Annotated in this window: 22 protein-coding genes; 16 read left to right on the plus strand and 6 right to left on the minus strand. The window is 47.3% G+C overall.

Annotated elements, in window-relative coordinates; translation table 11 throughout:
- Positions 1 to 39: 39 nt before the first annotated feature.
- From RT717_RS04300 to RT717_RS04310, 3 genes are all read right to left on the minus strand, one after another.
- The gene (locus RT717_RS04300) at positions 40 to 1,302 is read right to left on the minus strand and encodes a DUF2264 domain-containing protein (RefSeq protein WP_317490496.1); all 1,263 of its coding nucleotides are present in this window, start codon (positions 1,300 to 1,302) and stop codon (positions 40 to 42) included.
- A 96-nt stretch (positions 1,303 to 1,398) separates the two neighbouring features.
- The gene (locus RT717_RS04305; protein ID WP_317490497.1) at positions 1,399 to 2,802 is read right to left on the minus strand and encodes a Gfo/Idh/MocA family protein; all 1,404 of its coding nucleotides are present in this window, start codon (positions 2,800 to 2,802) and stop codon (positions 1,399 to 1,401) included.
- A 134-nt stretch (positions 2,803 to 2,936) separates the two neighbouring features.
- Complete coding sequence (locus tag RT717_RS04310) at positions 2,937 to 3,845, minus strand: prephenate dehydrogenase/arogenate dehydrogenase family protein (RefSeq protein ID WP_317490498.1); 909 nt, start codon at positions 3,843 to 3,845, stop codon at positions 2,937 to 2,939.
- Between the two features lie 276 nt (positions 3,846 to 4,121).
- Here RT717_RS04310 and RT717_RS04315 point away from each other — a divergent pair, with 276 nt between their 5' ends.
- Positions 4,122 to 6,575 carry a YfhO family protein gene (locus RT717_RS04315; RefSeq protein WP_317490499.1) on the plus strand — a complete coding sequence of 818 codons (2,454 nt, stop codon included), beginning with the start codon at positions 4,122 to 4,124 and terminating at the stop codon, positions 6,573 to 6,575.
- Positions 6,576 to 6,665: 90 nt separating this feature from the next.
- Positions 6,666 to 7,142, plus strand: coding sequence for a hypothetical protein (locus RT717_RS04320; protein ID WP_317490500.1), 477 nt, complete (start codon positions 6,666 to 6,668; stop codon positions 7,140 to 7,142).
- Between the two features lie 57 nt (positions 7,143 to 7,199).
- Here RT717_RS04320 and RT717_RS04325 read toward each other — a convergent pair whose 3' ends face one another.
- Entirely contained in the window at positions 7,200 to 8,399 is a 1,200-nt protein-coding gene (locus RT717_RS04325) for a molybdopterin molybdotransferase MoeA (protein WP_317490501.1), read from the minus strand.
- An 84-nt stretch (positions 8,400 to 8,483) separates the two neighbouring features.
- Between RT717_RS04325 and moaC the strand changes: the two genes are divergently transcribed.
- The 4 genes from moaC (at position 8,484) to RT717_RS04345 (ending at position 11,533) form a co-directional block, all read left to right on the plus strand.
- Entirely contained in the window at positions 8,484 to 8,972 is a 489-nt protein-coding gene (gene moaC, locus RT717_RS04330; protein WP_317490502.1) for a cyclic pyranopterin monophosphate synthase MoaC, read from the plus strand.
- Positions 8,938 to 10,110, plus strand: coding sequence for an NTP transferase domain-containing protein (locus RT717_RS04335; RefSeq protein ID WP_317490503.1), 1,173 nt, complete (start codon positions 8,938 to 8,940; stop codon positions 10,108 to 10,110). The genes moaC and RT717_RS04335 overlap by 35 nt, the downstream gene beginning before the upstream one ends.
- A gap of 137 nt (positions 10,111 to 10,247) precedes the next feature.
- Entirely contained in the window at positions 10,248 to 10,790 is a 543-nt protein-coding gene (locus RT717_RS04340; protein WP_317490504.1) for a YceI family protein, read from the plus strand.
- A gap of 152 nt (positions 10,791 to 10,942) precedes the next feature.
- Complete coding sequence (locus RT717_RS04345) at positions 10,943 to 11,533, plus strand: fasciclin domain-containing protein (protein WP_317490505.1); 591 nt, start codon at positions 10,943 to 10,945, stop codon at positions 11,531 to 11,533.
- 1 nt (position 11,534) lies between these two features.
- Here the strand turns inward: RT717_RS04345 and RT717_RS04350 are convergent, their stop codons facing one another.
- Positions 11,535 to 11,936, minus strand: coding sequence for a tellurite resistance TerB family protein (locus RT717_RS04350; RefSeq protein ID WP_317490506.1), 402 nt, complete (start codon positions 11,934 to 11,936; stop codon positions 11,535 to 11,537).
- A 433-nt stretch (positions 11,937 to 12,369) separates the two neighbouring features.
- Here RT717_RS04350 and RT717_RS04355 point away from each other — a divergent pair, with 433 nt between their 5' ends.
- From RT717_RS04355 to RT717_RS04400, 10 genes are all read left to right on the plus strand, one after another.
- Positions 12,370 to 13,773: an anthranilate synthase component I family protein gene (locus RT717_RS04355; RefSeq protein ID WP_317490507.1), complete on the plus strand. Its 1,404-nt coding sequence runs from the start codon at positions 12,370 to 12,372 to the stop codon at positions 13,771 to 13,773.
- Positions 13,770 to 14,345, plus strand: a complete 576-nt coding sequence (locus RT717_RS04360) for an anthranilate synthase component II (protein ID WP_317490508.1) — start codon at positions 13,770 to 13,772, stop codon at positions 14,343 to 14,345. The genes RT717_RS04355 and RT717_RS04360 overlap by 4 nt, the downstream gene beginning before the upstream one ends.
- 4 nt (positions 14,346 to 14,349) lie before the next feature.
- Positions 14,350 to 15,363: an anthranilate phosphoribosyltransferase gene (trpD, locus tag RT717_RS04365; RefSeq protein ID WP_317490509.1), complete on the plus strand. Its 1,014-nt coding sequence runs from the start codon at positions 14,350 to 14,352 to the stop codon at positions 15,361 to 15,363.
- An 11-nt stretch (positions 15,364 to 15,374) separates the two neighbouring features.
- Complete coding sequence (gene trpC, locus RT717_RS04370) at positions 15,375 to 16,193, plus strand: indole-3-glycerol phosphate synthase TrpC (protein ID WP_317490510.1); 819 nt, start codon at positions 15,375 to 15,377, stop codon at positions 16,191 to 16,193.
- Between the two features lie 5 nt (positions 16,194 to 16,198).
- Positions 16,199 to 16,855, plus strand: a complete 657-nt coding sequence (locus tag RT717_RS04375; RefSeq protein ID WP_317490511.1) for a phosphoribosylanthranilate isomerase — start codon at positions 16,199 to 16,201, stop codon at positions 16,853 to 16,855.
- Positions 16,855 to 18,051, plus strand: a complete 1,197-nt coding sequence (trpB, locus tag RT717_RS04380; RefSeq protein ID WP_317490512.1) for a tryptophan synthase subunit beta — start codon at positions 16,855 to 16,857, stop codon at positions 18,049 to 18,051. The genes RT717_RS04375 and trpB overlap by 1 nt, the downstream gene beginning before the upstream one ends.
- Before the next feature lie 33 nt (positions 18,052 to 18,084).
- On the plus strand, positions 18,085 to 18,270 hold the full coding sequence (locus RT717_RS04385; RefSeq protein ID WP_317490513.1) for a hypothetical protein: 186 nt from the start codon (positions 18,085 to 18,087) through the stop codon (positions 18,268 to 18,270).
- A gap of 211 nt (positions 18,271 to 18,481) precedes the next feature.
- A complete protein-coding gene (gene trpA, locus RT717_RS04390) occupies positions 18,482 to 19,279 on the plus strand; it encodes a tryptophan synthase subunit alpha (RefSeq protein ID WP_317490514.1) in 798 nt (265 codons plus the stop codon).
- Between the two features lie 113 nt (positions 19,280 to 19,392).
- On the plus strand, positions 19,393 to 20,415 hold the full coding sequence (locus RT717_RS04395; RefSeq protein ID WP_317490515.1) for a bifunctional 3-deoxy-7-phosphoheptulonate synthase/chorismate mutase: 1,023 nt from the start codon (positions 19,393 to 19,395) through the stop codon (positions 20,413 to 20,415).
- Positions 20,416 to 20,572: 157 nt separating this feature from the next.
- A complete protein-coding gene (locus RT717_RS04400) occupies positions 20,573 to 20,746 on the plus strand; it encodes a hypothetical protein (protein ID WP_317490516.1) in 174 nt (57 codons plus the stop codon).
- A 232-nt stretch (positions 20,747 to 20,978) separates the two neighbouring features.
- Here the strand turns inward: RT717_RS04400 and RT717_RS04405 are convergent, their stop codons facing one another.
- A complete protein-coding gene (locus tag RT717_RS04405; RefSeq protein WP_317490517.1) occupies positions 20,979 to 23,480 on the minus strand; it encodes a phosphocholine-specific phospholipase C in 2,502 nt (833 codons plus the stop codon).
- Positions 23,481 to 23,624: the final 144 nt, after the last annotated feature.

Consider the following 23,624-nt stretch of genomic DNA (forward strand, 5'->3'; position numbering starts at 1 on the left):
GTGTTTACGTAAACAGGCTGGCGGACAATCGAAATCCGGCTACAATGACATCGCATGGTCGGCGGGCACATCTACACCATTCCATATCTTTTTGGAAGTCCAGTCTGCTGCTGGTGCAGCCCAAAAGCTGTTATCAGGTGCTAATCCGAGTGGGAGGTAAGCCATGGAGCAAAGATAAAGGCTGCCGGTGGAGATGTATCCTTCGGCAATCGCAGGCTGGTGCCCGCAGAACCCAATAGTGAGCCAGCCATTTTTATCAAATGTGCCTTCTGCCCCCATTATTTTTTTCATGGAAGTGGTAAGCGCCGACCGGATGCTGGCCGGTGATATACCCTCGCTAAGCTTTTCCATTAGTGTTATTTGCGCCAGCAACTGAAAGGCACCGATTCGGTAGGGTAGCGAGCGGCCAATTGGCGGGAAGGAACCATCAGACATAATCAATCGCTCCTGAATGGCGGCATAACGCTGCCCGATTTTCAGGAACTTGTCAAATGCCTTTTGAAAGTACTGATCGTTGCGTTTGTCGAAGGGGATCATTGTGGCGGTGATATCCAAAAGAAAAGGCTGGATGACGTAGCTGTTGTAATAGTCCCAGTGGAAATCCTCGCCATCTCCAAAAACACCGTCGCCTTTGTACCAGCTTTCCATTTGCCTAACTGCGAGCTCTATTCTTACAGCGTCGCCTTCATTGTAGAATTTGGCCAGGGCGGCTTCCACCATGGCGCTGAAAAGAATCCAGTTGCTGTGGTAGGGCCTGATCACTCTGCTGGAGACAAATGCGTTTTTCAGATTAAGTTTTGTGGCGCTATCGAGGGATTCCCAAAGCTCTTTTGGGGCACGAATCAATGCGTGGGCCAGGAAGGCGGCATCTACCAGGGGCTGGGCATGCTCCGTGAAATTCATAAAATCAGGAGAGCCAGGATCTACCGCTTTGCCGATGGCTGTTCTTGAAAGGTCAGCATATTTTTTTCGCAGATCCTCTTCCTTGCCTGTTAGGCTCGTTGATGCCAGCCAGGGAGCCATTCCAGAAAGCAGCCTCCCGAAGGCTTCAAGGTAGGTGACCTGCCTTCTAGAGGTTTCCTGTCCTTCTTTGCACTCCACTGGCATGTTCTTTTTCAGCGTGCCCGCTGCCAGGTTAGTCAGCACAGGATCTGCTATTTTGACAAGCATGTTTACCCAATAAGTTCTGTCGTCTTCAGCGGCTACTTCTGCGCCGTTGGGGAAGGCAGATAGAGAAGCTGGTGTCATTAAGCCAAGTGCGCCAACGCCAGCGGCATTTTTTATGAAGTTTCTTCTTTCCATGGTATTAGTTACTGCAATTCGGTAAAAAACACAAACACCCGACATTTTTGAATATGCCAGGTGCTGTAGGTAGTTGCGTTTGCAAACTGCCTGTGGTTAAGCGAGCTTTGCTTTTTCAGGATCCCAGTTCACAATTCTGTTTTCGAAGTAGCTTAGGTTAGAGCAAAGAGCCGGGCCTGCTGCCCGCATGCCAAACAAAGCGTCTTCCAGAATGGGCTTACCCTCTCTAATACCAGCATAAAAATTGGTGTGATGTGAAATATCGGCGCTGTAGCCTTGTGGCGTTTTGTATTCCACTTCCGGAATCAGCATTTCGGGTGCCTCCGGTGGAAACTCCGCTTTGTACCACTTCTCAAACTCTTTTTGCTGTGCTTCTGTAAATGTGTTGAAGCTGTCCCAGCCGCCGTAACCTGGTGCTTTTTTGATTTTATTTCTTTCAACAGTGAGCCCACTCCAGCCGAGGGTGATGGTGCCTTCGCTGCCGACCAGGCGCACTCTGGAGCCACCACCTCCGCCATCCACAAAGTTGACCCTCATTTGTAGATTGAAGGCTGGGTGCTTGGCTGTGGCAGGGTAGTCGTGGATGGAGCACATCAGGTCTGGCACGTCCCGGCCGTCTTTCCAATAGCGCAGGCCACCCGATGCATAGATTCTATTGGGCCCCGTTGAGCCGGTGATCGTGTGGAAGTTGGTGAACAAGTGAACGAAAAGGTCGCCCGCTATGCCTGTGCCGTAGTCCTGATAGTTTCTCCAGCGGAAGAACCTCTTGGCATCGAAGGGTACTTTTGGCGCATCGCCAAGGTAGCGATCCCAGTCAACCGTGGCCGGGCTCGCATCGGTGGGAATTGAGTACTGCCAGGCGCCGCTGCCACCCTGGCGGTCGTTGTAAGTTTCCACCATGATCAGCTGCCCTATGGCGCCGGACTCATAAATCTCTTTGGCCTTGTGGCTCACCAGGTTGCTGGCCGACTGGCTGCCTACCTGAAACACTTTCTTAGTTTTGGCTTGAGTATCGATTACTGCCTGGCCTTCGTCGAGCTTATGCACCATGGGTTTTTCACAATACACATGCTTGCCTTTGTTCATGGCATCGATGGAAATGCGGTCGTGCCAGTGGTCAGAAGTGGCGATGATCACCGCATCAACATCTTTTCGGTCCAATATCTCCTTGTAGTCTTTTGTGGTGAAAATGTCCTTTCCGTAAAGCTCTTTCGTGCGATCAAGCCTCCCTGTGTAAAGGTCACAAGCGGCCACAAGCTTTACCCCTGGTATTTGCACCGACGTGCTCAAATTGTTGAAACCCATGATGCCCATACCAATGACGGCGATATTGACTTTGTCGTTGGCAGCGTATTTTTTCAGCTCATTTTCAGGCTCTTTAATAAGAAAGGTTTGTTTGCTTTTTCCTGCCATAAGCAGCGAAGGAGCAGCACCGGCCAGCAGCGAGGTTCCTACTGCTTTCTTAATAAAATTCCGTCTGTTTGAAGTAGGTTTTTTCATTGTAAGGGAGTTATTAACTATCGAAACTGATAGTAATATACTCCATAAAAGTCCAAGCTTCAAACAGCAGGCTGTTGTTGGTAATTATTGGTGAAGTATGGCTGAACAGGCACTGCGGAAGGTAATGCCAAATATCACTTATTTGCGGATGTGTCCGCTAACAAATGCCCCAGGGCATCGATGAGCTTGTCCGATAAAACCGAGTCCTCTTTGTTGTCGCTAAAGAAAGGTTGTATCTCTTTTACGTAATTTTCGAAGCCCTCGAAGTCTCTTTTTTCGACGAGGGAAAGCAATATTTCAGCCTCTTTCATAAACAACTGTGTAACCTCCTTCACAAACGGATTGAAGATCTGTATTTCTGCATACAGCCGGGGGTTTTGCAGCACATACCGTGTGTAGAAAAGCAGGAATATCCGGTAAGTGGGAGAAGAGAGACTTTTGATGAAATCCAGATTGGCCCCCATATGGGCCAGGGTTTTCGCACTCACGAATACATTGAAGTGGTTCAGCCCCTGAATCACACCCATCAGCCTGTCATGTTCATCATAAGATATGTCTTGCACAAGGGCTCCTTGCTTCGAAAATAGGTTTTTCCAATAAAGCTCAGTTTCTGTCTCAACGTTTACACTGTAGTTAAAGATCACTACCTGGCCTTCGACGTTCTTCACCGAAGGGGCAAACATGGGGTGAATAGAAATGTATTGGGAAGAGATATCGCTCTGTTCCTGAGAAATTTTTTGATGAGCAGCCACAATGCCCGATTTGACGCTGCATACGTCTATCAAAAGCTTGTCATTCAACAATGGGTATATTTCGGCAAGCACACCCTCCATGGCCGAAATGGGTACTGCCAAAATTAACACATCGGAGGCCGCAACGAGCTCAATGTTAGAGTTGTACTGACTTGATTCATCATTGGATGTGAAACTTACCTTGTGGCCTCTTTCAGACAGAAAATCCACGAGCCACTTGCCCATACCACGACTTCCACCAACCACACCTATACTTTTCGAATGCTCGCTTTTCATAAAACTATCGGTCATGCTAAAGTAATTGAATAGCACGTTTTCTTATAAAAGTCTGCTAAATACATAATTTTATCTTTTCGTTCCTTCCGGTTAAGTCAATTTAATCTGAACGTTCGTTCTTAAATCGATCTTGAAATTATATTATTGCCGGATAGAATCCTGGCTTGGGTACTCGGACAAAAAGCTATCTAGATGACGATAGTAAGTCATTGTGGCCTGTATTACTACTGTGAGGGTGGTGAAGATGGGGCTGGTTTTTTGGCTCCCCGGAAAACTATTAAATTGTAACACATGAAAATTACCTTTAGAAAGAAGGTCATACAACACCTTGTAGCAATAGCGGTTTTTTATCTATTGACTATATTTTTCTTCAGCCCTGTTTTTTTTGACAATAAAAACATCAATCAGCAAGATATTCTGCAGTGGCAGGGCTCGGTGCAGGAAATAAAGGAATTCAGAGCAACGACGGGAGAGGAGCCACTCTGGACCAACTCGATGTTTGGCGGAATGCCTGCCTACATGATCGATGTGGACTGGAGCAATGACATTGTGGAGTTTCTGCAATCGGCTTACAGCTTGTGGCTGCCCCATCCAGTCAGGTTGGTGTTTGCCAGCATGGTTTCGTACTACATTTTACTTCTGGCTTTTGGGGTCACTCCCTACCTGGCCATAGTCGGGGCGGTCGGTTTTGCCTTTTCTTCCTACAACATGATTTGCCTGGTAGCCGGGCATAACGCAAGACTGGGAGCCATTGCTTTTGCACCACTTATTCTTGCAGGTATTCACAAAGCCTACGATGGCAAAAAAAGAATCGGGTTTGCACTGGCGGCGTTAGGGCTGGCCATGCACCTTCGGATCAACCACCTTCAAATCACTTATTATCTGCTGCTTATCATCATCATCTATGCCATAGCCAGGTTGGTGGTGGAAACGCAGAAGGGGCTGCTGAAGCCATTTCTGAAGCATAGTTTTGTACTCATTTTGGCAGCCTTGCTGGGCCTTGGAACCTTCTTTGGTGAGTTTTGGGCAACTTACGACTACGCCAAATACACGCAAAGGGGAAGGCCCGAGCTGACAGCCCAAAAAGACGCCAAGCCCAATGCTGACGGCCTCGACAAAAGCTATGCCTTCAACCACAGCAACGGCATTTTCGAGCCCATCGTAATGTTCATCCCCAATTTTTATGGGGGAGCCATGTTCGGCGGATTCGACACTGATGGAGCTGCGGCCGTCGAGCTACAAAAAATGGGGGTTCCACGCCAGCAAGTGGCCCAACAACTGAACGGGTTGCCTGCTTACTGGGGTAACCAGCCGGGCACGTTGCCTTACTACGCAGGCGCCATTATCATTTTTCTGGCAGTGCTGGGAGGCATCGTTTTGCCTGGTAAACAGAAATATTGGATGTTCGTGGTGATCGCCTTTGGCATCGCCCTCACCTGGGGCAAGAATTTTTCTTCATTCAACTACTTCCTTTTCGACTACTTTCCGGGCTACAATAAATTCAGGTCAGTGACTTTTGCTTTGTTTATGCCGTTGCTCTGTCTGCCACTATTGGGCATGCTGGGGCTTCAGCTTGGGTTGGAAAAGTCATTTGATAAGCAATGGATGAAGGGCTTCTACATCGCCCTCGGCGCAACAGGTGGATTCGCCCTGCTGGCCATCGTGTTTGCTGGCATGGGTGGCTATGCCAGCCCAAATGATGCAGGGCTTGAGCAATACCCCCGGTTGTTGCAGGCGCTTAGGATCGACAGGGTGTCGTTGCTTAGAGCCGATGCGTTGCGGTCGCTGTTGTTCATTGTTGCGGCAGGAGCATGCGTGTATTTTTGGGCCAAACGCAAACTGTCAGCAGTATGGGCTCCATTGTTGCTCGTTGTGGTCACCTCCGTGGATGTGATATCAGTAAGCAGAAGGTACCTGAACGACAAGAATTTCACAGCGAACCCAGCTCGTCAGTTCTTTGCCCCTTCTGAGGCAGACCAGGTGATTTTGAGTGACAAAGATTATTACCGTGTTTTCAACCTCAATGATCCTTTCAACGATGCACAAACCTCTTACTTCCATCATTCTTTGGGGGGGTATCATGCAGCCAAACTCAGGCGCTATCAGGATTTGATCGAGTACTGCTTGTCGGGTGAGGCTAACCAGTTGTACTCCACTGTGCAGGCTGGCTCGAGAGATTTTTCAGGCCTTGGAGTAGTCAATATGCTTAATACCAGGTACTTCAAATTTGGCGATAACAAAGGGGAGGTGCTTAGAAATAGTGACGCCAATGGCCCGGCCTGGTTCGTCTCCAACGTTTATAAAGTAAATTCGGCTGATGAGGAAATAGACGTTTTGTGTGGTACTGACACCAAATCGGTAGCCATTATTGATGCCACCAAGTTTGACGTAGCCGCTACTGAATATGACGACTCCGGCACCATCGCCTTACAAAGTTATGCACCCAACAAACTGGTGTACAAGTCAAGCTCTTCCAGCGAGGCTTTGGCCATCTTCTCCGAAATCTACTATCCTGAGGGTTGGGTAGCCCGTATCGACGGCAATGAAGTGCCGATTCTCCGGGCCAACTATGTGCTTCGGGCGCTTCAGGTGCCTGCAGGTGACCATGAGATCGTGTTTACTTTCGAGCCTGTGATTTACTCCGTTGGCAACAAAGTGATGCTTGGTTCCTCCTTCATTCTGCTGATAGTTGTAGTTCTTGTGTTTGGCTACCAGGTGCGAAAGATGTTGTTCGACCAGGCTTGAGGCAGACTTTGATCGTTTTTTCTTATTTCGTGCAACCTTTGCCCTAAATAATAGTATATATAGTACCTTGTAATACAAAATACTATCAAAATGAAAAGGACACTATTACTGATCGGACTATTTGCTTTTACCTATGTTGCCGCCCATGCGCAGCGACGTGTGAATGAAAGAGACCTGACGGGCGTTTGGAAGCTCGTTATCGACGTTGACAAAGACGAAGTGAGAGAGGAGATTGAGGATGAAGACAATATCGTAGCCCAAATCTTTGCGGAGACAGTTACCGACTTTGCTTTCAATATCATTGAGAAGATCGATATCAGATTTGAGTTTCTTCCTGATAATCGGCTTCGTGTAGAGGCCAATGTTTTTGGCGAGTCGGAAGTAGAATACTCTGAGTGGCGGATCAATAAGGATGGCGAGCTGTGGATCAGCGACTCGGATCACTTCAAAGTAGACGACGATGATGACGATTTTTGGCTAATGGAAAACGGGAAGTTGGTGTCGTTCGAAAAGCAACGTGATGGTAGTAAAAGAAACAAATCGGTATATCTGGAGCCTGTGAAATAGGTAGTCAATTATTGCAGAAATCAAAAAGGCGGAGGCAATTAGCTTCTGCCTTTGCTTTTATAGAGGGTTGTAGGTAATCAGGCGCAAGCTTTCACCCTTTTTGAAATTTTGGCGATTCGGTGGCAGTTCGAGAAACGCATTGGCATACAGCAAATTTGCCAGGTCACCCGACCCACCGCCTGACCGTGGCTGTGCCCAAAGTACTCCGTCCTTATCCAAATGAGTCTTCACCTGTAGAAAGTAGGTGAGGGGCGAAGCAAAGTCAAAGTCTTCACTCAGCTTGGCATATTGTTCCGTTGGCGCAATGCCCAGACAGGCTTTTAGCCAGGGTAGAAAATACCTGTGAAAGCACATAAATGTGGAAATAGGGTTGCCCGGAAACGCAAACACAAATTTTTTCTCTCCAATACGACCGAACCAGAACGGCTTGCCTGGCTTTTGCGCTACTCTGTGAAATATTTTCTGCACCTGAAGTGACTCAAGTACTTCAGGCAGGTAATCGGCCTTCCCTTTTGACACACCACCACTCAGCAGCAACACATCATTCGGCTTCAGAATGTTGCCAAGTTGCTCCTGCAGGCTTTCTTTATCGTCCTTGATATGGAAGATTTCGGGCTCTACTCCCCAGCTCTGGAGGGCAGCGGCAAGCGCCTGACTGTTGGAAGACCGTATCTGATAGGGCTCAGGGTGATCATCTACAGCCACTAACTCATCGCCGGTGGCAATAACAGCCACCTTTGGCAGGCAAAATACCCTGGGCACGGCTGCTCCCACTGTTGCCAACACGGCGATTTCCGACGCACGAATGAGTGTGCCGGTGTCCAGAAGCTTGGTGCCTTTTTTCTGGTCTCTCCCTTCTTTGTGCACGTTTTGGCCTTCCCTGATTGGCTCAACAGTGAACTTTGCCTGTCCGTTTGTGATCTCAATATCCTCATAGGGAACGACGGTATCGCAGCCGACGGGGAGCACAGCACCGGTCATCACTTCCAATGCGGCGTCAGAATTTTGAAGACTTTTTGCCTCTTCACCTGCCAGTTGTGTGCCTTCAATAGCGAATGTTCGGAGCCCTGCTTCGTAGGCTTTGAAGGCAAATGCGATGCCGTCCATCGTTACCCGGTCGAAGGGAGGGAAATTTCTGTCCGCAAAAATCTCCATGGCCAACACCCTGCCCGACGCCTCCTGCAGGTTGACGTGCTCCTTTTTCAACCTGAGCTGAGTGGATAAAATAAGCGAGGTGGCTTCGTTAACTGAAATCATTGCTTAGAAGTTCTTAGATCAACTGTCCAACTTTATTTTTTATCTTTAGCGAGTATTCTTTAACCGAATCCCAGACCAAAGTAAATGAACATTAAAGAAAAGGAACTTAGCCATGTAAACAAAGAGGGGCAGGCTGCCATGGTGGATGTGGGCGAAAAGAAGGTGACTCGAAGAATGGCTTCGGCAAGGGCCATTGTTGTGCTTCCTCAAGAGGTGATGTCCCTGTTGAAAGATGGAGAGCTTTGGGGGAAAAAGGGGCCTGTGATTCAAACGGCCATCATTGCCGGCACTATGGGGGCCAAAAGGACAGGGGAACTCATACCCATGTGTCATCCGTTAGGTCTGGAGAGTTGTTCATTTGATACGGAATGGAAGGGCAATGAGCTCACCATTCAGTGCACTACGAAGATTGAGAGTAAGACAGGTGTTGAAATGGAGGCTTTAACCGGGGCGTCAGTGGCGGCACTAACGATTTATGATATGTGCAAAGCTCTTTCGCACGACATTGTCATTAAAGAAATCAAACTACTGGAGAAGCGTGGAGGAAAAAGCGATTTCAAAAGAGAAGCATAGCAAACATGCCAAGTTGGCCAAGCCAATGGGCGGCAGCTATCACCGCCAGGAATGGGCCATATTGGGAACTCCTTGTGGAGAAATCAGGAAGCTGGTCGGCAGCTTATGCGCTGCTTTGGGTGAGAAATGGAAGCTGGCCTATCTTGATGAAGACCATAAGGCCTCAGAAGAGGAGTATAGCCACTCTATGCTGAGCGGGCATGCATTTCTGGAGGCAACCAATAAAATCAACTATTTTCGGTTCGACCACGCAACAGCCCCCTCTTCCTTTGAAGCAAAAGCTATTTTCAATCCACTCGATGCTGTTTTCATCAACGGAAACCATTTTGCGGCCTCCAGACAAATTGTAGTGATCGATCCACGAAAGGATGTGGTAAAGAAGATGGACCGGCTGACTAATATTTCCCTTGTGCTGATGACGGAAGGGCAAACACAGATCCCGGAGGAGGTGCAGTCCCGAATGAATCCAGGCACGCCGGTTATTTCAATTGCCGACACGCAAAGGATTATTAACTGGATGGCTTCGCAGCTCGAGCTTTCTGTTGCACCCGTCAAGGGACTTGTGCTGGCTGGTGGCAAAAGCCAGCGAATGGAAGCTGACAAAGGGCTCATTTTTTACCATGGAAAGCCACAACGGGAGTACATGTATGATTTGCTGAGTGCAGCAGGCATTCAGCCTCACCTTTCTATCAGAACCGATCAGACCTACTCTGTTTCCGAGGAGGCAAATACGGTGATGGATCGTTTTTTAGGTCTTGGGCCTTATGGCGCCATTTTGTCGGCTTTGATGAGCGACCCGAATGCGGCCTGGCTTAGCGTAGCTTGCGATTTACCACTTTTGGCGAAGGAACACATTGACCTGTTGCTACAGTACCGAAACCCTTCAAAGGTAGCAACGGCTTTTTATAACCCCGAGACCGACTTCCCGGAACCGTTGATCACCGTTTGGGAACCAAAGGCCTACCAGGTTTTACTTAACTACCTTGCCCAGGGTTATTCATGCCCCAGAAAGGTTTTGATTAATTCGGATATTGAGTTGGTGAATGTGGTAGACCATGCATTTATGATGAACGCCAATACTCCAGACGAAAAAGACAAAGCGCTGAACCTTATTGCCGCCTCAGCCAAATTCAACTGAGCTGACTAAAAATGGCTTTTCTGGCTATTTAAGGCACTTTCTCAACTAAATTGAATTTTTTTTCTCTCAAAGTGAAACAATTTCAGTCAATTGTATGTATATACATATAAGTACAAACATTTAAATTAATATATACAATGGAAACACAAACTCTGACCCAATGGAACCTTGATACTATGCACTCTGAACTTCAGTTCAAGGTGAAGCACCTGGTTATTTCAACAGTGACCGGTTCATTCAAAAACTTCAATGTGGAGGTAGCCACAGAAGGCGACGATTTTTCAACAGCACAAATAAAGCTGACTGCCGATGTGAGCTCAATTGATACCGGCAATGAGCAAAGAGACGGACACCTCAAAAGCGACGACTTTTTTAATGCTGAGAAATTCCCTGCGTTGACTTTCGAAAGCACTGGCATCAAAAAAGTTGATGAGGAAAACTTTATTCTTTCAGGAAACCTTACAATCCGTGACATTACCAAGCCAGTAGACTTGAATGTGGTGCTCGGAGGTATAGCTGTTGACCCTTATGGCAACACTAAAGCGGGTTTTGAGGTAGAAGGGAAAGTGAACAGAAAGGAATTTGACCTTAAGTGGAATGGCGTTACCGAAGCTGGTAGCGTTGTGGTAGCCGATGTTGTTAAAATCCTGGGAAATATTCAGGTAGCAAAGGCACAGTAAGCATATTTCAACCAATCGTAGGCGAAAGTCTCTCATTAGTGAGAGACTTTTTTGTTGATTTTTACAGCGAAAGGTACTCTTTTATCGAACATGCCGGCTTTCTTTTCCCCCAGCTAATGCCTACATTCAAATTTGAGTTAGTTATAGCTTAAGTGAATCGCCTGGTAAAAATTGTACTTATTTTTCTTATCGGAGTAGTCCTGCTATTCCAGAGTGCTTGCCGTGACAAAGAATCACCCAAAGAAACGGGCAATCTTTGGCAGGCAATAGAAGAAGCCAAGGAACTCAGTATTTTCGAAAACGCTATTATTGTTGCCGGACTCCAGCCACTATTCGAAGAACAGGGGCCATACACGGTTTTTGCGCCCACCAACGAGGCCATGCTGATTTTTTTTGAAGAATTTGGCTTTACAGAAGGTCTTGCCAACTTAAGCCCTCAGGATTTACAAATTGTAGTGCTGTATCATGTTGTTGATGACCGGTTATTTCTGAAAAACTTCGATGAAGAGCTTGGCTACCCGACATTATTCAATGGTTTTGAGGCTTTTATAGCACGATTGAATAGTGATGTGTCGATTAACGGAGTATCAAATGTTATCGTTGGCGATTTTGAAGCCTCAAACGGCGTTCTTCATATAGTTGATCACACCTTTTTTATTAAAGCTTCCGATGGTTCTATAGGCATACCCGGTGCCGATGGCGGGGGTGTGGGAGGAAATAACCCTAATCGCAGGGGCCCTTAAGTTATTTCTTGATCAGGTATTTCTGAGCCAGTTGTCTCAGGAACTTTTTGCTTGTGCTGATTTCCGGGTCTGCATAAGTAAACTGTGATAGTTCGGCAATTACACCAGGCAGATACCCAAGTTTAAGAGCTATTTTTTCGCAAAACTCGATTTCGCTGGTGAAGACTTTGCCATCTACCTTCATTAACTGCACAATGTTCAGGAGGTAGTCGAGCCTGTCATCCTCATCAACACCCTCCAGTGTAGGCATTGGCTTTGGGTGATCAATCAGCGTTTCTATCTGATCCTTTGACAAGCCATTGAGGGCGCCTATGTAGTGAATCAGTTTTGATTCAGACGGGGCTACGTATTTATCTACCCTCGATAAATGAACCAAAACGCTTAGTTGATCAACAACATCCATAAAGCAAAATTAAAAGTATCTGTACTCAGGCCAAAATGATAAAAAAGTAAAGCTATTTGGTTAGGTTGGCTCAAACTAAAATTACAACTAATTCCTAATTTTCTACCTTTTGCCTTCAAAAAAATGCGCACAGCTAAATCTAGGGGAGCGGGGATTTTCACTGCAAACGCAGTTCGCTAAAGGATGAAAACTTATCCAATTAGTTTTTCTCATTCCTCAATCGCAAGAAAGATTTCTTTAAAAAATTCCCTGATGTCTTGCGGCGTAATTCTTCGGCTACTACATTAGCGTCCGTTATGACAAAAGCAAGCGCTCGTATGATCTGGTGGTGGCACAATTCGACATTCGAATCGTGAACCGGTAGATTTTATGATCTTGAAAAAAGGGCCTGTTCACGCAGGCCCTTTTTTGTTGCACCATGAACCAAATTTTTATGTATCACATCAGGCAAACATCCAAAAAACTGCTGGCAGATACCCACACTCCAGTGAGTATTTATCTGAGACTGAGAGACAAGTACCCGAACACGTTTCTGCTTGAAAGCTCTGATTATCATGGACAGGAAAACAGCATGTCTTTTATCTGCTGCCAGCCCATGGCTTCTATGACGCTGAGAGGCAGGGAGTTTTCATCCGAATTTCCAGACAACAGCGTGGACAACCATTCGTTAGGCGACGCTGGCAAGCTTACCGAACTGATGAGTGCCTTCATGGGCAAGTTTGATATTAAAGAAGAGGCTGGTGTCAAGTTCTCTGTGGCAGGTCTGTTTGGCTACCTGGCCTACGATGCTGTACAACGGTTCGAGGACATTAAGTTCGACTCATCCAAAAACGACCAATTCCATATACCTGACATGCATTATTCGCTTTTCAGGTATGTGATTGCGATCGACCATTTCAAGAATGACCTGTTTATTGTCGAAAATCAGATCGACGGTCAGACATCCAGTATCGATGAAATGGTAAGCCTGATCACTAGTCGCAATGTGCCTACTTTTCATTTTAGCATTAAGAACGGAGAGGAATCGAACTTTACAGATGCGGAGTTTTTGGAGATTGTGAAAAAAGGAATACATCATTGCCAGGTGGGTGATGTGTTTCAAATCGTGCTTTCCCGCAGGTTTCAGTCTTCCTTCGAAGGCGATGAGTTTCAGGTGTATCGTGCCCTCCGCTCCATTAATCCTTCTCCTTATTTATTCTATTTTGACTACGGCAACTTCAAGATTTTCGGTTCTTCGCCTGAGGCACAGATAGTGATAAAAGACGGTGAAGCTACTATTTATCCTATAGCGGGCACTTTCCGAAGAACCGGCAACGACCAGTCGGATGCGGAGCTGGCCAAGAAGCTTTATGAAGACCCCAAAGAGGACTCGGAGCACGTGATGTTGGTGGATTTGGCGAGAAACGATTTGAGCAAAAGCAGCGATGCCGTGAAAGTCGAGACCTACAAAGAGATTCAATATTACTCTCATGTGATTCACCTGGTTTCGAAGGTGTCGGGCAAGCTGAAAAAAGGCACCTCTCCGCTGGAAATGGTAGGCAGTACTTTCCCGGCGGGCACTTTGTCGGGTGCGCCAAAGCACATGGCCATGCAATTGATTGATAAGTATGAGGCAGTAAAAAGAGGCTACTATGGTGGTGCAATCGGCTACCTGGGACTCAATGGTGACTTTAATCATGCCATTATGATCCGATCCTTTCTCAGCCAGGACAATACGTTGTTCTACCAGGCGGGGGCGGGAATTGTGGCCAAGTCGACGCCGGAAAGTGAAGTGCAGGAGGTGTATAATAAATTGGCGGCATTAAAATCGGCGCTGGAGTTGGCGCAGCAAATATGAAGATCCTGGTATTAGACAATTACGATTCATTCACCTATAACCTGGTTCACATACTGGTGGAACTTGGGTATGGTGACACCACTGATGTGTTCAGAAATGACAAAATTAGCCTGGAAGAGGTAGAGAAATACGATAAGATACTGCTATCACCTGGCCCTGGTCTGCCAAAGGACGCCGGCATTATGCCAGAGCTTCTGAAGAAATATTCGCCAACGAAAAGCATTCTGGGCGTTTGTTTGGGGCACCAAGCTATTGGCGAAGCCTTCGGAGGGGAGCTGTTCAACATGCCGGTTGTGTTGCACGGCGTAGCGAACGACACCATCAGAACCGGTGTAGAGGATGCCCTGTTCGAAGGGTTGCCTGATAGTTTTAGGGTGTGCAGGTACCACTCATGGTCGGTGGTGGCAGAAAACCTGCCGGCAGAATTGCTGGTGACGTCAAAGGATGCGGAGGGAAATATTATGTCGATGCGTCACAAACAGTACAGCGTAAGAGGTGTGCAGTTTCACCCTGAGTCGATTCTGACCGAGCATGGAAAAAAAATGATTAATAACTGGGTAACAAAATGTTAGTGCAATGAAGGAAGTACTGAACGAACTATTCGAGTATAAATCGCTGACAAAGGAACGGGCCAGGGAAATACTGGTGAACCTTGCCAAAGGCGAATACAACCCATCGCAAATGGCTGCTTTTCTTACTGTCTTCATGATGCGGTCGATTACGGTAGAAGAGCTCGAGGGATTCCGTGACGCTATGCTTGAGCTTTGCATAGCGCTCGACCTTAAAAAATATGACGCCATTGACCTGTGTGGAACAGGAGGCGATGGTAAGGATACGTTCAACATCTCTACGCTGGCCTCTTTTGTGGTGGCCGGAGCTGGGCAGAATGTGGCCAAACATGGTAACAATGGTGTTTCATCTATCTGTGGCTCGTCGAACCTGCTGGCCTATTTTGGCTACGAGTTCACTAACGACAAGGACAAGATTGAGAAGAGTATTGCCGAAAGTGGCATTTGCTTTTTGCATGCGCCGCTCTTTCATCCAGCCATGAAGAACATAGCACCTATCAGGAAGGAGCTGGGCGTGAAAACCTTCTTCAACATGCTTGGCCCCATGGTAAATCCGGCTTTTCCCGACAAGCAGCTTGTCGGTGTTTTTAGCCTGGAATTAGCCCGGCTTTACGGCTACCTCTATCAGCGATCGGGTAAGGAGTTTGTCATCCTTCATTCTTTGGATGGATACGACGAAGTGTCGCTAACTGGTGGGTTTAAAATGATCACCAACCAGGGAGAGAAGGTGCTTCACCCCGAAGACCTTGGTTTGTCGACCGTGAAGGCTATTGAACTAAAGGGTGGCGAGACAATTGAAGAGTCGGCAGCCATCTTTCTGAAGGTGATCAAAGGCGAGGGAACCAGGGCTCAGACAGAGGCCGTTTTGGCCAATGCCGGGCTGGCACTTTACGTAGGGAAGCAGCTAAGTTCTGTGAAGGAAGGAGTGCAAATGGCCAAAGAATCTCTTGAATCTGGCAGGGCTTTCCAAACATTCAGAAACTTAGTTGGCGATTCAAAGATATCTGTAAGTATTTCATAATTTTGTAAGCAATGGAGAATATCCTGGATAAGATTCTTGCCGTAAAAAAGCAGGAAGTAGAGCGACGGAAAGAGTTGTTTCCAGCTAAATTACTGGAAGAGAGCATCTACTTTCCTTCGCCCACTGTGTCGATGAAAAAGTACCTGCTTCGCCCCGATAAGTCTGGCATCATCGCCGAAATCAAAAGAAAGTCGCCTTCGAAAGGAGTCATCAATCCCAACGTCTCGGTGGAGCGCATTTCCATAGGCTATATGCAAGCTGGCGCAAGTGGGCTTTCTATCCTTACGGACAGTGAGTTTTTCGGAGGTAAAAATGAGGACCTGACCACCGCAAGAAACTTCAACTTTTGCCCCATTCTCCGCAAGGACTTTATCATCGATGAATATCAAATCATTGAAGCCAAGTCAATTGGCGCTGACGTGATACTGCTGATAGCTGCTGCCTTGCCACCAAAACGATTGAAAGGCTTGGCTCAGTTTGCAAAGTCGCTCGGGCTGGAGGTGCTGATGGAAGTGCACAATGAGGAAGAGCTGCTCAATAACATTCATCCCGAGCTGGATATTGTCGGAGTGAACAACAGGGATCTGAAGCGATTTGTGACAGATATCAATATCAGCAAGGAACTAGTCGCAAAAATTCCTGAAGACTATGTGAAGATTTCGGAAAGCGGAATAAATGATCCGGCCGTTATGCTCGAATTAAAAGAATGTGGCTTTGAAGGATTCCTGATCGGTGAGCAATTTATGAAAGAAAGCAGGCCTGAGTTGGGAGCGAAGCATTTTATTGAGCGCTTTCATTTTCTGGAGAAAACCAAAACCCAAACGGTTTAATACATATGGCTAACCAACGTCTGCATTTGAAAGTGTGCGGGATGAAATTTCCTGACAACATCAAGAGGTTGAAAGAAGTGGAACCTGACTTCATGGGGATGATTTTTTTCTCAAAATCTCCCCGGTTCGTTGGTAGCGAATTGTTGTTTACCGGCACAAGCATATTTCCTCCGGGAGCAAAAAAGGTAGGAGTGTTTGTGAATGCCCCTCTTTGGGATATTGTGAAAGTGGTGGAGGAATACAAGCTGGAGTATGTGCAGCTTCATGGCGAAGAGTTTCCGCAGTATTGTGTTGAGCTAAGGAAAAAAGGAATGAAGGTGATCAAGGCCTTTCAAGTAAGTAATTCCTTCGATTTTAAGAAAGTGGAGGCGTTTGAGGGGTGTATCGACTATGCTCTTTTTGACACCAAAACGCCTAACTACGGAGGGTCGGGTGAGAAATTTGATTGGACTTTGCTCAATTCCTACAAGCTAAGCATTCCCTTTTTTCTGAGCGGCGGCATTAGTCTGGAGGATATAGATGAGATAGAGCAGCTGGACTTGCCCAAGCTGTTCGGTATTGACGTAAACAGCAGGTTTGAAGTTTCGCCCGGATTGAAAGACATTGACAAGCTGCTGGCACTGAAGAAGAGAATGGGAAAAATGAAAAAGGAGACAATGTGATGGAACAAACAATATCCAAATATGCAGTGGATGAGCAGGGATACTATGGAAAGTTTGGAGGTGCCTTCATTCCTGAGATGCTCTATCCAAATGTAGAGGAGCTTAAGGAAAAATACCTGGACATTATTTATGCTCCGGAATTTCAGGAAGCCTTTCACGGGCTTTTGAAAGACTATGTAGGAAGACCAACACCGCTTTACTTTGCCAGCCGCTTGTCGGAAAAGCATGGTGCGAAGATTTACCTGAAAAGAGAAGATCTTTGCCATACAGGAGCCCACAAGGTGAACAACACTGTTGGGCAGATTCTGCTTGCTCAGCGACTAGGTAAGAAAAAGATCATAGCGGAAACAGGTGCCGGTCAACACGGAGTGGCTACTGCTACTGTGTGTGCCCTTATGGGCATGGAGTGCATCGTGTACATGGGTGAAGTGGACATGGCAAGGCAGCGGCCAAATGTAGAGCGCATGCGGATACTTGGCGCTGAAGTGCGCCCGGCAAAATCGGGCAGCCGCACCCTCAAAGACGCTACCAACGAAGCCATGCGCCACTGGATCAACAATCCGAACGAAACACATTATATCATCGGTAGTGTGGTTGGGCCTCATCCCTATCCTGACATGGTGGCTCGTTTCCAGTCGGTAATCAGCGCTGAGATGAGGGAGCAGCTTTTGCTCAAGGAGGGAACTGAAACCCCCGACTATGTCGTTGCCTGTGTAGGTGGTGGATCGAATGCCGCCGGTGCATTTTACCACTTTCTCGATGAACCTAAGGTACAGTTGGTGGCCGTGGAAGCAGCGGGTCACGGAGTCGATTCGGGCAAGTCTGCTGCTACAACGGCTTTGGGCCGGGATGGTGTTTTGCATGGCAGTCGCACGATACTGATGCAAACTGAAGATGGGCAGGTAGTGGAGCCACACTCTATTTCTGCCGGCCTCGACTACCCTGGCATTGGCCCTTTGCACGCCCATTTGTTTGATAGTAAGCGAGGTATATTCCTGAATGCTACCGACGAAGAGGCCATGGTAGCTGGCGTTGAGTTAAGCAGGCTGGAAGGCATTATTCCCGCCATTGAATCAGCTCATGCCATTGCGGCGCTTGGAAAGCTGACATTTAAACCTTCCGATATTGTGGTGCTTAATCTTTCAGGCCGGGGCGACAAAGACCTGGAGACGTATATCAAGTGGGGGGGGTATTAGGAAGACAGGAGACGGGAGACAGGAGATGGAAGTTTGAAGACGGGAGACCGGAGAGCAGGCGTCGGTACGATAGCGCTGCCTTTCTGCGTCGGCAATCGTCAGACGCCCGAAAGGCTTAAAGGGAGACGGAAGTTTGAAGACGGGAGACGGGAGGTAGGAAGCTTGCCCCACTACTGGCGGGATCGAAACCAGGCGTCGGTACGGCAGCGCTGGAAATAGTGCTGGCAGCCGTCAGTCGCCCGAACCAAAGTAGCGAGTTTGCGCCTTTGTGCCTTCGTGGCAACTGAAGAGAAAAGGTGAAAGTTTAAGAGTATAGAAGTGGGAGAGGTTAGAAGTCAGTAGATTGAGGATCGAAGTAGGCTTTGCGTCTTAGCGACTTTGCGTGAAACCTCCCTTGCGTGAAAGTGGTAATTGTTAAAACGGAAATAACATGAGTGAAATAATTGAAGCAAATAGAATAGACACCCTTTTTACCGAAAAGGCAGATCATATTTTGTCGATGTATTTTACTGCTGGCTATCCGAGCCTTGGGGACACAAGAAAAATTATGAAGGCACTTCAAGAGGGTGGTGCCGATGTGATTGAAGTAGGCATTCCATTTTCAGATCCCGTGGCCGATGGGCCCACTATCCAAAAAAGCAACCAGCAGGCGCTTGAGAATGGTATGAACATGAAGCTGCTTTTTGAGCAGCTGGAGGGCATGCGTTCAGAGATCGATATCCCCGTTTTATTGATGGGGTACTTTAATCCGGTGATGCAATACGGCCTGGAGAGGTTCTGCGCCAGGTGTCAGGAAATAGGCATTGACGGTCTCATTTTGCCTGACCTGCCAGTATACGAATACCGAAAGTTTTACAAAGAAACCTTCACCAAATACGGCCTGCACAATATCTATCTCATTACACCGCAAACATCGGAAGAGAGGATTCGTGAAATTGATGAGCATACCGAAGGCTTTATCTACATGGTTTCCTCTGCCAGCACAACTGGTGCCAAAGGGGCCGTGAGTGAGGTGCAGGAGGCGTATTTTGCCCGGATTCAGATGCTCAGGCTGAAGAACCCACGGTTGATCGGATTTGGTATTTCGAACAACGAAACGTTTGAAAGAGCCTGCCGGTATGCCAGTGGTGCCATTATTGGCAGCGCCTTCATTGACCTGCTGGAGAAGTCGGACAATATGGAGAAGGACATCAAGCAGTTTGTGAAAGGAATAAAACAAGGTAAATGATTTTCTGGCTTCATTACCCCTGTCCGCCAGATGGCGGATGTGAAGCCAGAAAATCATTGATAAAAAGCTTTATGCTTTCAATATCAAATAGAAACTTTTAAGAAACATCCGTTATGATTATCCAACTCGATCCGGCCATTTCGGAAGAAGCGAAGGCGAAGATTACCGATACCCTTGGTCAATTGAAGTTCAAAGGCACCGAAGTGAAAACCCAGATCGGCGACTACCTTGTATGCATTGGGAAAACCAATATTGACATCAGACAGCTCGGCTTTCTGCCAGGCATAATCGACATCCACAAGGTGTCGGACGATTATAAGCTGGTGTCCCGAAAATGGAAAGTTAATTCAACCAAAATCGACCTTGGCGATGGCGTTGTGATCGGCGATGGTAGCTTTTCCATCATGGCTGGGCCTTGCAGCATCGAAGGAGAGGAGAACGTTAGGGCGACCATCAAGCACCTGAAGGAGAACGGGGTGAACATCATGAGGGGTGGCGTTTTCAAACCGAGAAGCTCTCCTTATTCATTCCGTGGCATGGGTATTGATGGCCTGAAGATGTGGTATAATATTGCCAGAGAGGAAGGCATCAAGATTGTGACTGAGGTAATGCAGGTGTCGCAGATTGAAGAGATGTATCCTTATGTGGATGTGTTTCAGGTTGGTGCCAGAAATACGCAGAACTTCAATTTGCTGGACGAGCTTGGCAAGGTAGATAAAGCCGTTATGATCAAAAGAGGCATCTCAGGCACCATAGAAGAGCTTTTGTATTCTGCTGAGTATGTATTCTCTGGTGGAAACGAAAAGCTGATCCTTTGCGAGAGAGGTATTCGTACCTACGAAAAGGCCAGCCGCAATACGCTCGATTTGAATGCCGTGCCGATTTTGAAAGACAAAACCCATTTGCCTGTGGTCGTCGACCCTTCGCATGGCATTGGTATCCGTGATTATGTTGACAGCATGTCGCTGGCAGCGGTAATGGCCGGGGCCGACGGTGTGATCTTTGAAATTCATCCACTGCCTGAAAAAGCAGCCAGTGATGGGCAGCAAACCTTGGACTTCCAGCAGTCGGCGGCACTCATCAGGAAGATGAAAAAGACCTATGCGCTGAGGGAAGAGTTTGAGATGGTGGTGTGATCAAGGCTACCTTTTTAGAACAGGGAACCTAATTTGCCCATCATTAGGGTTGGCTGTTTCCACATGAGTCGTGAAGAGGTTGTGAAAATTGTTAACTGTAGTTGCTTGTCCAACAAAATATGGAAGAGAGGTTTAACTTCAAGTAAATAATAAATTGATGGTTACAATTCTAAAACCAGGAGCGCCGAAGGAATCCATTCAAAAGGTATTGGATAAGTTAGGCAGCCGAGGGCCGAAAAAGGGCATTGATGCACAGAAGTATTGTGGGGTTATTAAGTTTAGCGAGGATGCGTTAGTACTTCAGAAACGCTGGAGAGATGAATGGGAATAAGCTATTTCTGGATACCTGCCCTGCCTGGCAGATTGCCACGCTCGTTTGAACATTGACGAAAAGGGTAAGACTATTTTCTACTAGCTACCGATGACGTGTTAATGAGTTTTTTAAAGAATGTGGATTTCGACGGAGCTCAATCTGACACATTCTTTTGACATTTCGAATCACGTCATCTCAATTGGTTCGGTTTGCCAAAAATGTTAGGTCTCGCAATGACATCGGGAAATGTTTACCCCCTCCCCATATACGGATCCGATATACTGTCCGCTCCGGTTTCGAGCCTCCCGGCAAAGCGTACTTTCAGGTTGGGTTCATTGGGGCTTGTTACTGAAAAGTCGTACCATCCCTTGCTCGACGCAGTATTGAGCGTTACACTTTCCAAACCATCAGCTTTTAGTTTAAGCTCTTCCTCCACGTGTTGGTATTTATCATCTTTCAACTCCAATTTTAAAGCACCTTTGCTTCTGTTGATGATGGAAACTTTTAGCTTCCCATTAACTTTTCCCCCAGTCATTTCCGGGATACAAGTTACGTCTACGCCATTCCCTTCATTGCCAACAAACTCCCTGAAAAAACCGTTTGGGCCATACACTCTCAGGTGATATTGCCCATCCTCGAAGTTATCCAATGGCCACTGGTACTCGATTTCGTCGCCAGCTTTAACAGCAAAGGCCCATGTTTTAACCGGTTCAAAAGTATTTGTTGTCGGGTTGCGATACTTGCCGGGAGCATACACATTGAATGGTGCGCCTAAAGAGTTCTCTCCAAAAAGGCCCTTTCCGGCTTTGAAGCGAATGCGGAAATGCTTGCTGTCGTGGGCCAAATTGCCGGTAACATGCAACTCGTAGCCAAGCGCATTGGAAGGTTTGGTGCCAGGCTCCTGTTTTGGGAGCTGTGTCGTCAACATCCTGGTATCTGCTTTGAGGGGTTTGAAATTGTTGGGCAAGCCTTTGAAGCTGGCATTGTAGATTTCCTGAATATGCCTATTCCTGTCAAGGGAGGCTGGCATGTCAACCTGCTCGCCATTATATGGCCTGAACACCGAGGTAAGGTCGCCACTGATGGCCCTTCGCCACGAGCTGATATTAGGCTCTTCGATTTTCTTACCCGTCTTTTTGGAAAGGAATTTTTCCATGAACATGATGGTAGACGTGATATCACATACTTCTGAATTCACCCATCCACCCCGAGACCATGGTGAGGCCACAATAAGCGGCACACGGTAACCCAAACCTACCGGACTAGTCCTTGCCTCCTTCTCGTCAAAGCCAGCTTTTATTTCTTCATCTACGGTCACGTACTCACCATCGGCTTTTAAGCCATCTGAAATTTTGCCATCATTTGGATCGGCTGGGTTGGGTGCCACAAAAGGAGGGATGTGATCGAAATAGCCATCGTTTTCGTCGTAATTGAGAATGAAAATCGTTTTTTTCCATACCTCCGGATTCTCGGTGAGGATGTCCATTATCTCAGACACATACCAGGCACCATACCACGGAGCACTTGGGTGATCGGAGAATTTCTGAGGCGCTGCCAGCCAGGAAACTGTGGGTAGCTTGCCTTCTTTGACGTCCTTGCGGAACTGGTGAAGGATGTCCCCCTTAGGCACTTTGGTGTTACGCTCCGTTCCATTGTCGGAGTAGGTCATATCTTCGACCTTGTGATAGTCGGGATCGCCGATATTGGTTGTGAAGGCCTTGTTGTGCAGGTTTTTGGCACGAGCAGAAAGCTTCTCAAACGCTTCAGGTGTCCATTGCTGCAGGAGGTCGTTTACCTGATCAATACCCTTCTTTGTTGCATCAATTTGCCCCTGCAACTTGAGTTTATCTGCGCCGGGAGCATTCAGTTGTTTTTCCAGGGCAGCCAGATCGCTGGGCAGCTCTTTTTCTTTCGTCTTCAGGTACTCGTGAAAACCCTTACTGTAACGCACGCCATACTGGGTAAACCACTCCAGATTATTGTCTGTAAAGTTGGCCAGCAGCGACTCGTCCTCCACATTGGTGGGCAGGCTGATTTCGTTTTGATAGACTTTCCAGGAAATGCCGTTGTCCTCCAGTCTTTCAGGGAAGGTGGCCCAGCTGGCCTCCCTGCCATAGGTCACTTCTCCATTCCTCACTTTAGCTTTGTCGCCTGGCTCGCCGTGTGTTTTACCAGTCCAGTGGTAGCTGCGGTTGGTGGTGGTGCCGGTAAGAGCGGCGCAGAAGTGCTGATCGCACACGGTGAAGGCATCAGCCAGTGAGTAATAAAATGGAATGTCCTCTCTCGTGTAATAGCCCATGGTAAGGGGGATGTGCTTGTAGTCTTTGTTGCCGGGCCTTTTTGCTTCTATCCAGCCATCATATTTACCATTGTTGCGGGCGTCGACCTGATCTTCCCAGGAGTGGGGCACTCCACCCATCCAGGTAGCTTTGGTGTCTTTCATGTCGAGGCGGAAAGGGGCGAACCTGTTGCCAGCACTATCTGGCTGAAACCAAACGGGGTTTTTATCAGGCAGCGAAATAGCGAGTGGGTCGTTGAAGCCACGTACCCCTTTGAGCATGCCAAAGCAGTGGTCGAACGAGCGGTTTTCCTGCATGAGCACCACCACATGCTCGGCATCGTAAAAAGTAGTGCCGGGATCAGGTGAAATAGCCAAAGCCTTTTCAATCGAAATGGGCAGTGTGCTCCAAACGCTGGTGCCACCAGCCAGCAGGGCCGATTTTTTAAGGAACTCTCTTCTCGAATCGCTCATAAATATTGTTTTCAAACAGGTTAGACCAGCGTAAACACGCTCCGGGTGCAATAATATCGACCAGGCCAGCCAAATGAGCTGACGCAGCCATTATGTGTTCTTTAATAACATACGAATATGTTAACATAAAGGAAATACCCCAAA

The organism is Imperialibacter roseus, from assembly GCF_032999765.1.
In the GTDB taxonomy this organism is placed as follows: Bacteria; Bacteroidota; Bacteroidia; order Cytophagales; family Cyclobacteriaceae; genus Imperialibacter; species Imperialibacter roseus.

What these genes read in the sequence shown, in the direction of transcription:
- RT717_RS04300 (WP_317490496.1), bottom strand. Translation starts at nt 1,302, where the DNA reads ATGGAAAGAAGAAACTTCATAAAAAATGCCGCTGGCGTTGGCGCACTT.
- RT717_RS04305 (WP_317490497.1), bottom strand. Translation starts at nt 2,802, where the DNA reads ATGAAAAAACCTACTTCAAACAGACGGAATTTTATTAAGAAAGCAGTA.
- RT717_RS04310 (WP_317490498.1), bottom strand. Translation starts at nt 3,845, where the DNA reads ATGACCGATAGTTTTATGAAAAGCGAGCATTCGAAAAGTATAGGTGTG.
- RT717_RS04315 (WP_317490499.1), top strand. Translation starts at nt 4,122, where the DNA reads ATGAAAATTACCTTTAGAAAGAAGGTCATACAACACCTTGTAGCAATA.
- RT717_RS04320 (WP_317490500.1), top strand. Translation starts at nt 6,666, where the DNA reads ATGAAAAGGACACTATTACTGATCGGACTATTTGCTTTTACCTATGTT.
- RT717_RS04325 (WP_317490501.1), bottom strand. Translation starts at nt 8,399, where the DNA reads ATGATTTCAGTTAACGAAGCCACCTCGCTTATTTTATCCACTCAGCTC.
- moaC (WP_317490502.1), top strand. Translation starts at nt 8,484, where the DNA reads ATGAACATTAAAGAAAAGGAACTTAGCCATGTAAACAAAGAGGGGCAG.
- RT717_RS04340 (WP_317490504.1), top strand. Translation starts at nt 10,248, where the DNA reads ATGGAAACACAAACTCTGACCCAATGGAACCTTGATACTATGCACTCT.
- RT717_RS04350 (WP_317490506.1), bottom strand. Translation starts at nt 11,936, where the DNA reads ATGGATGTTGTTGATCAACTAAGCGTTTTGGTTCATTTATCGAGGGTA.
- RT717_RS04355 (WP_317490507.1), top strand. Translation starts at nt 12,370, where the DNA reads ATGTATCACATCAGGCAAACATCCAAAAAACTGCTGGCAGATACCCAC.
- RT717_RS04360 (WP_317490508.1), top strand. Translation starts at nt 13,770, where the DNA reads ATGAAGATCCTGGTATTAGACAATTACGATTCATTCACCTATAACCTG.
- trpD (WP_317490509.1), top strand. Translation starts at nt 14,350, where the DNA reads ATGAAGGAAGTACTGAACGAACTATTCGAGTATAAATCGCTGACAAAG.
- trpC (WP_317490510.1), top strand. Translation starts at nt 15,375, where the DNA reads ATGGAGAATATCCTGGATAAGATTCTTGCCGTAAAAAAGCAGGAAGTA.
- RT717_RS04375 (WP_317490511.1), top strand. Translation starts at nt 16,199, where the DNA reads ATGGCTAACCAACGTCTGCATTTGAAAGTGTGCGGGATGAAATTTCCT.
- trpB (WP_317490512.1), top strand. Translation starts at nt 16,855, where the DNA reads ATGGAACAAACAATATCCAAATATGCAGTGGATGAGCAGGGATACTAT.
- trpA (WP_317490514.1), top strand. Translation starts at nt 18,482, where the DNA reads ATGAGTGAAATAATTGAAGCAAATAGAATAGACACCCTTTTTACCGAA.
- RT717_RS04395 (WP_317490515.1), top strand. Translation starts at nt 19,393, where the DNA reads ATGATTATCCAACTCGATCCGGCCATTTCGGAAGAAGCGAAGGCGAAG.
- RT717_RS04400 (WP_317490516.1), top strand. Translation starts at nt 20,573, where the DNA reads ATGGTTACAATTCTAAAACCAGGAGCGCCGAAGGAATCCATTCAAAAG.
- RT717_RS04405 (WP_317490517.1), bottom strand. Translation starts at nt 23,480, where the DNA reads ATGAGCGATTCGAGAAGAGAGTTCCTTAAAAAATCGGCCCTGCTGGCT.